This is a genomic window from Candidatus Methylomirabilota bacterium (genome assembly GCA_035260325.1).
Lineage (GTDB): Bacteria > Methylomirabilota > Methylomirabilia > Rokubacteriales > CSP1-6 > AR19.
In genome coordinates this window covers 1-7824 of record DATFVL010000150.1, presented here as the reverse complement: position 1 = coordinate 7824, position 7824 = coordinate 1, and the positions used below count along the sequence as shown (strand labels likewise).

At 72.4% G+C, this 7824-nt stretch carries 9 protein-coding genes; 2 read left to right on the top strand and 7 right to left on the bottom strand.

Translation table 11 applies throughout. From position 1 onward, the window contains the following. From VKG64_10095 to VKG64_10080, 4 genes are all read right to left on the bottom strand, one after another. The coding region (locus VKG64_10095) for a glycosyltransferase (GenBank protein HKB25392.1) at nt 1–134 on the bottom strand (134 nt) is incomplete at its 3' end. After that, a complete protein-coding gene (locus tag VKG64_10090) occupies nt 127–837 on the bottom strand; it encodes a class I SAM-dependent methyltransferase (GenBank protein HKB25391.1) in 711 nt (236 codons plus the stop codon). The genes VKG64_10095 and VKG64_10090, both read right to left, overlap by 8 nt. A gap of 28 nt (nt 838–865) precedes the next feature. Next, on the bottom strand, nt 866–2596 hold the full coding sequence (locus VKG64_10085) for a phospholipid carrier-dependent glycosyltransferase (GenBank protein HKB25390.1): 1731 nt from the start codon (nt 2594–2596) through the stop codon (nt 866–868). A gap of 22 nt (nt 2597–2618) precedes the next feature. Continuing rightward, nucleotides 2619–3347 carry a molybdopterin-binding protein gene (locus VKG64_10080; GenBank protein HKB25389.1) on the bottom strand — a complete coding sequence of 243 codons (729 nt, stop codon included), beginning with the start codon at nt 3345–3347 and terminating at the stop codon, nt 2619–2621. Nucleotides 3348–3402: 55 nt separating this feature from the next. Here VKG64_10080 and VKG64_10075 point away from each other — a divergent pair, with 55 nt between their 5' ends. Further along, on the top strand, nt 3403–4215 hold the full coding sequence (locus VKG64_10075) for an SDR family oxidoreductase (protein HKB25388.1): 813 nt from the start codon (nt 3403–3405) through the stop codon (nt 4213–4215). Next, entirely contained in the window at nt 4212–5003 is a 792-nt protein-coding gene (locus VKG64_10070) for an undecaprenyl-diphosphate phosphatase (protein HKB25387.1), read from the top strand. Before VKG64_10075 ends, VKG64_10070 begins: the two co-directional genes overlap by 4 nt. A gap of 98 nt (nt 5004–5101) precedes the next feature. Here the strand turns inward: VKG64_10070 and VKG64_10065 are convergent, their stop codons facing one another. From VKG64_10065 to VKG64_10055, 3 genes are all read right to left on the bottom strand, one after another. Then, the gene (locus tag VKG64_10065; GenBank protein ID HKB25386.1) at nt 5102–5671 is read right to left on the bottom strand and encodes a Uma2 family endonuclease; all 570 of its coding nucleotides are present in this window, start codon (nt 5669–5671) and stop codon (nt 5102–5104) included. A gap of 64 nt (nt 5672–5735) precedes the next feature. Beyond that, nucleotides 5736–6860, bottom strand: coding sequence for an amidohydrolase/deacetylase family metallohydrolase (locus VKG64_10060; GenBank protein ID HKB25385.1), 1125 nt, complete (start codon nt 6858–6860; stop codon nt 5736–5738). A gap of 4 nt (nt 6861–6864) precedes the next feature. Then, a partial coding sequence (locus tag VKG64_10055) for a M20/M25/M40 family metallo-hydrolase (protein ID HKB25384.1) occupies nt 6865–7824 on the bottom strand: 960 nt, incomplete at its 5' end.

The window sequence follows — 7824 nt, the reverse complement described above, 5'->3', positions numbered from 1 at the left end:
GAGCCGTCGTCCACCAGGATCACGAGGTTCACCGTGTCCTTCGGCAGCTCCTCGTACGTCATCCGGAGCGTCCGTCCGGCGTTGTACGCCGGCATCACCACCACGACCTTCGGCGTGGTGCCCGTCTCAGCCATTCCCCGTCCCGAGCGTCTGGCCCTTCGGCCGCGCGAGCACGATGAGCTGGTAGCCGAGCAGCCGCGGGAGGTTCCGGGCGATCACGGCGTTGACCGCGTGGGTGGCGGCGACCCAGGGCCGGTGCCAGCTCACCGGCAGGACCTGGTAGAGCGGCGCCGGCGTGGCGGTGAAGCGCTCGATCGTGAGCCCCGCGTCGGCGATCAGCGCCCGGAGCGAGCGCGCCGTGAAGAATCGCAGGTGCGAGTCGTCGAGGATGCCGCGGTCGATGTAATCGAAGCGCCCCAGCAGGAGCAGGAGACGGATGTAGAAGTGGGCGATGTTGGGCACCGAGATCACCACGAAGCCCTCGGGTCCCAGCGCGCGGTCGAGCTCGACGAGGACCCGCAGCGGGTCGATGAGGTGCTCGAGGACGTCGCCGTACACGATCGCGTCGAACGGCCCCGTCATGTCGGGGATCTCGCGGTTGAGGTTGGCCGTGATCATCCGCTCGCAGTGCGGGGCGCCGGCCTGCGCGAGCGCCGGGTCGCCCTCGATGCCGGTCACGCGCCAGCCGCGCTCCGTGAGCCGCCGGCTCACGATCCCGTCGGCCGCGCCGACGTCGAGGACCCGGCGGCCGTTGCCCGCGCCCAGCCAGCGGAGGATCACCGAATGGCTGCTGTGCGGATCGGGCTTCAGGACGTACCGTGGCGTCGCGCCGCTCATTCGACCCTCATCATCGGACGTTCATGGCTCAATCGGCAACATTCGAGTAGAGCCAGCGGCCGCCCGCGTGCGCGAGGAGCCGCACGCTCCCGGCCGGCAGCGAGCCCACGACGCTCCGCTCGGGCGGGACGGTCGAGAGGAGGAAGTGCCGCCCGTGGGCGGCCCACGCCGCCCGCAGGCGCGTCGGGTCCCAGAAGGCGTCGCGCGCGTCGGGGAAGGTCGAGCCGAAGGCGAGGTCGGACTGGAGGCCGTTCACGACGTGGACGCGGCCGGGCAGGCGCATCAGCGCCGAGGCGCTGTCCTCGATCGCGCCCTCGTGCACGACGAGGTCGCCCGGGCGCGCGCGCTCCCCGAGCGCCGCCGCCAGCGGCCGGACCGAGCGCGCGCGGACGAACTGCGCCATCCCCTCGCCCGCCACCACCGAGAGAAACGCGATCGTCGCGGCCAGCGCGACACCCACCCCGAGGGCCGCCGAGCGCCGCCACACCGCCACCGCGAGGCCCGCGCTCGCCACGGCGAAGATGACGGCGGCCCGGAGCACGAGGGGCGACCAGGCGTCCAGGGGCGCCTCCGGGACGGCGCCGCCCCGGGCGGCGAGGTTGCGCGCGGCGACGTCGAGGAGCATGAGCGCCTGCGCCGGGATCCGGACCGCGCCCGCCCAGACCGCGCCGAACGCCGCCGCGAGGAGGACGAAGAGGGCGAGCAGCGGCGCCAGCAGGGCGCGCGGCGCGGCGGAGCCCGGCAGGCCCTCGATCGTCTCGTCCCACGCGCGCGCCGCGAGGAGGGCCAGCGCCGGGAACGCGGCGAAGGCGTAGTGCGGCAGCTTGAAGGGCGACACCGTGAAGAGGCCGATCACGAGCGCTCCCCAGAGCGCGAGCAGCACCCAGAGCCGCGCGGTCGCGTCGTCCCAGGGCCGCCGGAAGGCGCGCGCGAGCGCCCACGGGAGTGCCAGCGCCCACGGCAGGAACGCGAGCAGCGTCACGACGAAGAACTCGCCCGCCGAGAGCGGCACGGCCTCGTCCGGGAAGCCCCGCAGGCGTGTGAGGTTGAGTGCGTGGTTGTCCACGATCGTGTACCAGAGGAAGCCTCGGCTCCCCGCCTCCACCGCGAGGTACCAGGGCAGCGCGATCCCCGCGGCCAGCAGCACGCCCCACCACGGGACCCAGGGGGCGAGCGGGCGCTCGCGCGTGAGCCAGAAGAAGAGCGCGACGACGGCCACGGGCGCCACCGCGGCGAGGATGTCCCGGGTGAGCGCGGCGAGCCCGAGGCTCGCGTAGAAGAGGAGGAGCCCGCGCCGCCCGCCGCCGCGGTACGCGATCGCGAAGCCGGCGAACGCCAGCGTGAGCCAAAGAATGAAGACGAGGTCGGTCCTGACGAGCCGGCCGTAGACGAAGAACCCGAGGTTCGCCGCCACCATGAGGCCCGCCAGAAGGCCGACGCGCGCGCCGCCCAGCACGACACCGACGCGCGCCGTGACCGCGGCGACGCCGACGGCGGCGAGCGCGGGCCAGAGGCGTGCGGCGAAGGGCGTCGGGCCGAGCGCCGCGAACGAGGCCGACGCGAGCCAGTACAGGAGAGGCGGCCGGTCGAAGTAGCGGACGCCGTTGATGCGTGGCGTGATCCAGTCGTGCCGCACGCCCATCTGGCGGGCGACCTCGGCGTGGAGACCCTCGGGGGGATCGAGGAACGGCGCCCCGCCGAGGCCGGTGAGGTACAGGCCGAGCGCGACGACCGCGACGCCGAACGGGACGCCTCGCACGGGACGGGTTACCCGAGCGCGGTCAGGTGACCCTCACGAGCGCGCCGGCCGGCAGGCGCCGGAGAAAGTCCGCCAGCGCCTGCTCGAGGTAACCCGGGTCGCGCGACTCGAGCGTCACCTTCACCTTGTACTCGGGGTTGGAGAACTCCGGGTACGAGCCGAGGAGCAGCTTCGGGAAGGCCGCGAGCAGGCCGTTCAGGTAATCGGCCAGCGTCCCCTCGCCGATCCGCACGAAGACGTTCTTCAAGTGGATCGGCGCGTCGCGGAACCGCTCGCGGATCGCGTCGAACTTCTGGCGGAAGATCTCGGGCACGCCCGGCAGCACGTAGACGTTCCGCATCACGATCGTCGGAAAGCGCAGCGGTGCGCCGCCGACCAGCTCGGCGCCGTCCGGCATCTCCGCCATCTTGAGGTGCGCCTCGTTCAGCCGGTCGCCGTAGTGGCCCTCGAGGATGCCGACGAGCCGCGGATGACGCACGACCTTCACCGCCATCGCGCGGGCGACGCCCTCGATGGTGACGTCGTCGTGCGTGGGGCCGACGCCGCCCGAGGTGAAGACGACGTCGTAGTCGCGGCTCGCGCGGGCCACCTCCGCCGCGATCAGCTCGATCTCGTCGGGGATGACCGCGATCCGCCGCACCTCGACCCCGAGGACGCGCAGCTCGCGGCAGAGGTACGCCGCGTTCGCGTCCGCGATCTTGCCCGAGAGGATCTCGTTGCCGACGAGGATGATTCCCGCCGTCTTCGGCATGGCCCGAGGCGATTCTACGATGCTAGAATGCGCTCGTCCACGGAAAGGAGCGCGAATGGCGTCGGAAGGGATCCATCTCCACGGCTGGGCGCTCACGCTCGGCGCCTCCTCGGGGTTCGGCGAGGCGGTGAGCCTGGCGCTCGCGCGCGCCGGGCTCAACATCTTCGGCGTCCACCTCGACCGCAAGGCCACGCTCGCGAACGCCGAGCGCATCGCCGGCCAGATCCGGGCGCTCGGCCGCGAGGCGGTGTTCTTCAACGTCAACGCGGCGGACGAGGAGAAGCGCGCCGAGGTCGCCGGCCAGATGCAAAAGACCCTCGAGGAGCGCGGCGAGCCGGGCTCGCTCCGCGTGCTGCTCCACTCCCTCGCCTTCGGCACGCTCAAGCTCTACGTCAGCGAGCCGATGAAGGACGCGGTGACGCAGGCGCAGATGGACATGACGCTCGACGTGATGGCCCACAGCCTCGTGTACTGGACCCAGGAGGTCGTCGGGCGCGGCCTGATGGGTCGCGGCGGGCGCATCTACGCGATGACCTCGTCGGGCGGCACGCGCGTGCTGCCGCACTACGGCCCCGTGTCGGCGGCCAAGGCGGCGCTCGAGTCGCACATCCGGCAGCTCGCCGCCGAGCTCGCGCCGCGCGGCATCACGGCGAACGCGATCCGCGCGGGCGTCACCGACACGCCGGCGCTCCAGAAGATCCCCGGCCACGAGGCGATCATCGAGCAGGCGAAGCGCCGCAATCCGGGCGGGCGGATGACGACGCCCGAGGACGTGGCGCGCGCGATCGTGGTCCTCGCGCATCCCGACACCTACTGGATCACGGGGAACGTCATCGGCGTCGACGGCGGCGAAGACATCGTCGGGTGACCTACCTCCAGGGGGTGGTCCTCGGCGTGGTCCAGGGACTCACGGAATTCCTGCCCGTCTCGTCCTCGGGTCACCTGATCCTCGTGCCCCACCTCTTCGGCTGGCCCGACCAGGGGCTCACCGTGGACGCGGTCCTGCACCTCGGGACGCTCGGCGCGCTCCTCGCCTACTTCAGGTGCGAGCTGGTCGAGATGGCCACGGGCCGCCTGTCGAGGCGGCTCGCCGCCGTGCTCCTCGCCGCCACCGTCCCGGGCGCGCTCGCCGGCCTGCTCTTCGAGAAGCTCATCGAGGCGCGGCTCCGCTCCACGCTGGTCATCGCCGTCTCGACCGCCGCGTGGGCGATCGTCATGTGGCTCGCCGACCGCCGCGCCGTCGCGGCGCCGCGGGCGCCGGGCGACCCGCTCGAGCGCGTCGGCTGGCGTCAGGGGCTCGCGGTCGGCTGCGCCCAGGCGCTCGCGCTGATCCCCGGGACGTCGCGCTCCGGGATCACCATCACGACCGCGCTCTTCGGCGGTCTCGACCGCGCGACGGCGGCGCGCTTCTCCTTCCTGCTCGGGATTCCGATCACGGCGGGCGCCGGCGGGCTGAAGCTCCTCCACCTCGTCCGCCACGGCCTGCCGGCCGGCGACGCGGGCCCGCTCCTCGCCGCGCTCGCGGCGACGTTCGCGAGCGGCTGGCTCGCGGTGTGGTTCCTGGTGGGCTATCTGAGGACGCGCTCGCTGACGCCGTTCGTGATCTACCGGCTGCTGCTCGCCCTCGTGATCGTCGCCGTCCTGCTCCGCGGCTGAACTCGGAGGGGGGCTTCGCCCCCCTTCCGAAACCTCCCCCCAGGATCGGTTGCGCCGGCGGAGCCGGCGCTCGAACGTTCCAGGGCGGCGCGCGCGTCTCAGCCGAGGAGGTCGGCGACGGTGAGCCAGACGTCGGGGAACGCCTGGATGGAGATCGGCTCGTCCCGCTGGAGGACGCGGGACTCCGCGTAGCCACCGGCGGTCGGCCGGCGATAAACCTCGAGCCGGTCGGTGTTGAGATCGAGGAGCCAGACCTCGACGATTCCGGCGCGCGCGTACAGAGGAAGTTTCACACGCCGATCCCTCTGGACCGACGAGTCCATGACCTCGATGACCAGGAGGACGTCGTCAGGCTCGGGCCGCCGGGTGGTGTAGAAGTCCTGCCGCGGGGCGAGGAGCGCGACATCGGGCTGAGGGACGGAGACCTCCGGGCCGAGGAGGATCGGGCTCTGCACATGCACGACGGCCCTGGCCCCGAACCATGAGACGAACAGATGCGTGAGACGGTTGACCGTGCCGGCGTGACGCTCTCCGATAGGAGTCATCTCGACGATCTCGCCCTCGAGCAGCTCGACCCGATCGTCCTTCGTGAGGACGCCCACCTCGATCAGCCGGTGGTACTCCTTCACGGAGAACCGTCGCCGCTTGAGCTCGATCGTCGCGTCCATCGTGACCCCTACCTGATTCTCGCGTCGCCGGACGTCAAGTCAACGCCCAATTTTGAATACACCGCTAGGCCCGCCGCCACCAGATCTCCCCCGCGCGCAGCGTGAGCACGGGCGTGAAGCGCTGCTTCCCCGTCATGTGCTCGCCGTGCGCGTCCTCGAAGTCGAACTCGCCGGACTCGAGCTGGAACACCGCGACGTCGGCGACGGCGCCCGGCTTGAGCGTCCCGAGCTGGCCGGCGCGGCCGATCGCCTTCGCGGGGCCGGCGGTCACGGCGCGCGCGACCTCGGCGAGCGGCATGCCCAGGTTGAGGAACTTTCCCATCGTCGTCGGCAGGTCCTTCACGCAGCCCGCCGAGCCGCCCGTCGTGAGGTCCGAGGAGATCGTGTCGGGATAGAAGCCCTGCTGGATCGCGGCGCGCGCGATCGGGAACTTCACGTGCATCCTGCCGTGGGCGACGTCGAACACGATGCCGCGCTCGCGCGCCTGGCGGATCTCGCGCCTCACCTGGCCCTTCTCGTCCAGGATCCCGTGGCCGCGCCCGTGGAGGAAGTGGCTCACGATGTCGCCGGGGCGCAAGTGCGAGAGGAGCTCGCCCAGGGGCGCCGGTGGGTTGGTGCAGTGGACCATGACCCTTCCGCCGAGCGCGTCCGCCGCGCGCACCGCGCGCTTCAGGGGCTCGAGCCCCGCGTCGCCGACGACCTCGAGCTGGCTCCTCACCTTGATGCCGAGGATCAGGTCGCGGTGGTCCTTGCCGACGCCGACCGCGGCGTCGACGTCGGCGTAGGCGAGGTGGTTCAGCTCGCCGACTTTCAGGTACATGAGCCCGATCGCCGAGATGTTGAGGAAGGCAAGCATGCGCACGCGGGAGCGCGAGAGCACCCACTCGCGCATCCCCTCGAAGTTTCCGGCGCCGGTCGAGCCTCCGTCCACCCAGGTCGTCACGCCCGTGCTGCGCGCGACGTCGTCGGTCCGCGGCCCGAAGTCGGCGCCGCCGATGAAGCAGTGGGCGTGCAGATCGATGAGGCCGGGGAGGACGAGGCGACCCGCGACGTCGAGCACCGCGTCGCCGTCGGGGGCGAGCCCCGCGCCCACCTCGGCGACCATCCCGTCGCGCACGCGCACGTCGAGGCGGCCCGCGAGGCCGGCGCCCGGGTCCAGCACCTCACCGTTCTTCAGCACCAGGCCCATGGGTTCACCCGGCCGCGTTCAGGCGCACGGTCTCGACCAGGAGCTCGGCGGTCGCGACCATGTCCTTCACGTCGATCCATTCGTGGACGGTGTGGATCTCGCGCATGCCGCACGCGAGGTTGGCGATCTGGAGGCCGCGGCCGCTCAGCACGTTGGCGTCGGAGGCGCCGCCGGTCGCCCGGGTCCTGAACGGCTTGCCGAGGTTCGCCGCCGCCCGCGTCATGAGGGCGACGATCGGGGCGTCGGCGGGGAGGTCGAGCCGCTCGTAGTCCCGCTCGACCGTCGCCTCCACGCGCGCCGCGTAGGCGCGGTCGCCCACCGTCGTCCGGTGGCGCGCGGCGGCCTCCTCGAAGCAGCGCCGCATGTGCGCGGTCTGCGCCTCGAGCTTCTCGTCGGAGAGGCTCCGGGTCTCACCACGCAGCCGGACGCGGTTCGGCACGATGTTCACGGCGAGCCCTCCCTCGATCAGGCCGAGGTTCGCCGTGGTCTCGGCGTCGATCCGCCCGAGCCGCATCGCCGCGATCGCCTCGCCGGCGACCCGGATGGCGCTGATCCCCTGCTCCGGGCACACGCCCGCGTGGGCCTCGAGGCCGTGGACCGTGAAGGCGAGCTTGTTGGCCGCCGGCGCCCGAACGACCAGCTCGCACGCGCCGTCCACGTCGAGGACGAGCCCGGTCCGCGCGCGCAGGCGGCCGGCGTCGAAGTGCTTGGCGCCGAGGAGCCCGTATTCCTCGCAGATCGTGAAGAGCACGTCGAGCGGCCCGTGCGGGATCCGCTCCTCGCGCAGGACGCGGAGAGTCTCGAGGATCGCCGCCACACCCGACTTGTCGTCGCCGCCCAGCACCGTCGTGCCGTCGGTCCGGATCACGTCGCCGCTCGTCACCGGCTTCACGTTCTCGCCCGGCACCACGGTGTCCATGTGGGCGCACAGGAGGAGCGGCGGGGCGCCGGGCACGGTGCCCGC

What these genes read in the sequence shown, in the direction of transcription:
- VKG64_10090 (HKB25391.1), bottom strand. Translation starts at nt 837, where the DNA reads ATGAGCGGCGCGACGCCACGGTACGTCCTGAAGCCCGATCCGCACAGC.
- VKG64_10080 (HKB25389.1), bottom strand. Translation starts at nt 3,347, where the DNA reads ATGCCGAAGACGGCGGGAATCATCCTCGTCGGCAACGAGATCCTCTCG.
- VKG64_10075 (HKB25388.1), top strand. Translation starts at nt 3,403, where the DNA reads ATGGCGTCGGAAGGGATCCATCTCCACGGCTGGGCGCTCACGCTCGGC.
- VKG64_10065 (HKB25386.1), bottom strand. Translation starts at nt 5,671, where the DNA reads ATGGACGCGACGATCGAGCTCAAGCGGCGACGGTTCTCCGTGAAGGAG.
- VKG64_10060 (HKB25385.1), bottom strand. Translation starts at nt 6,860, where the DNA reads ATGGGCCTGGTGCTGAAGAACGGTGAGGTGCTGGACCCGGGCGCCGGC.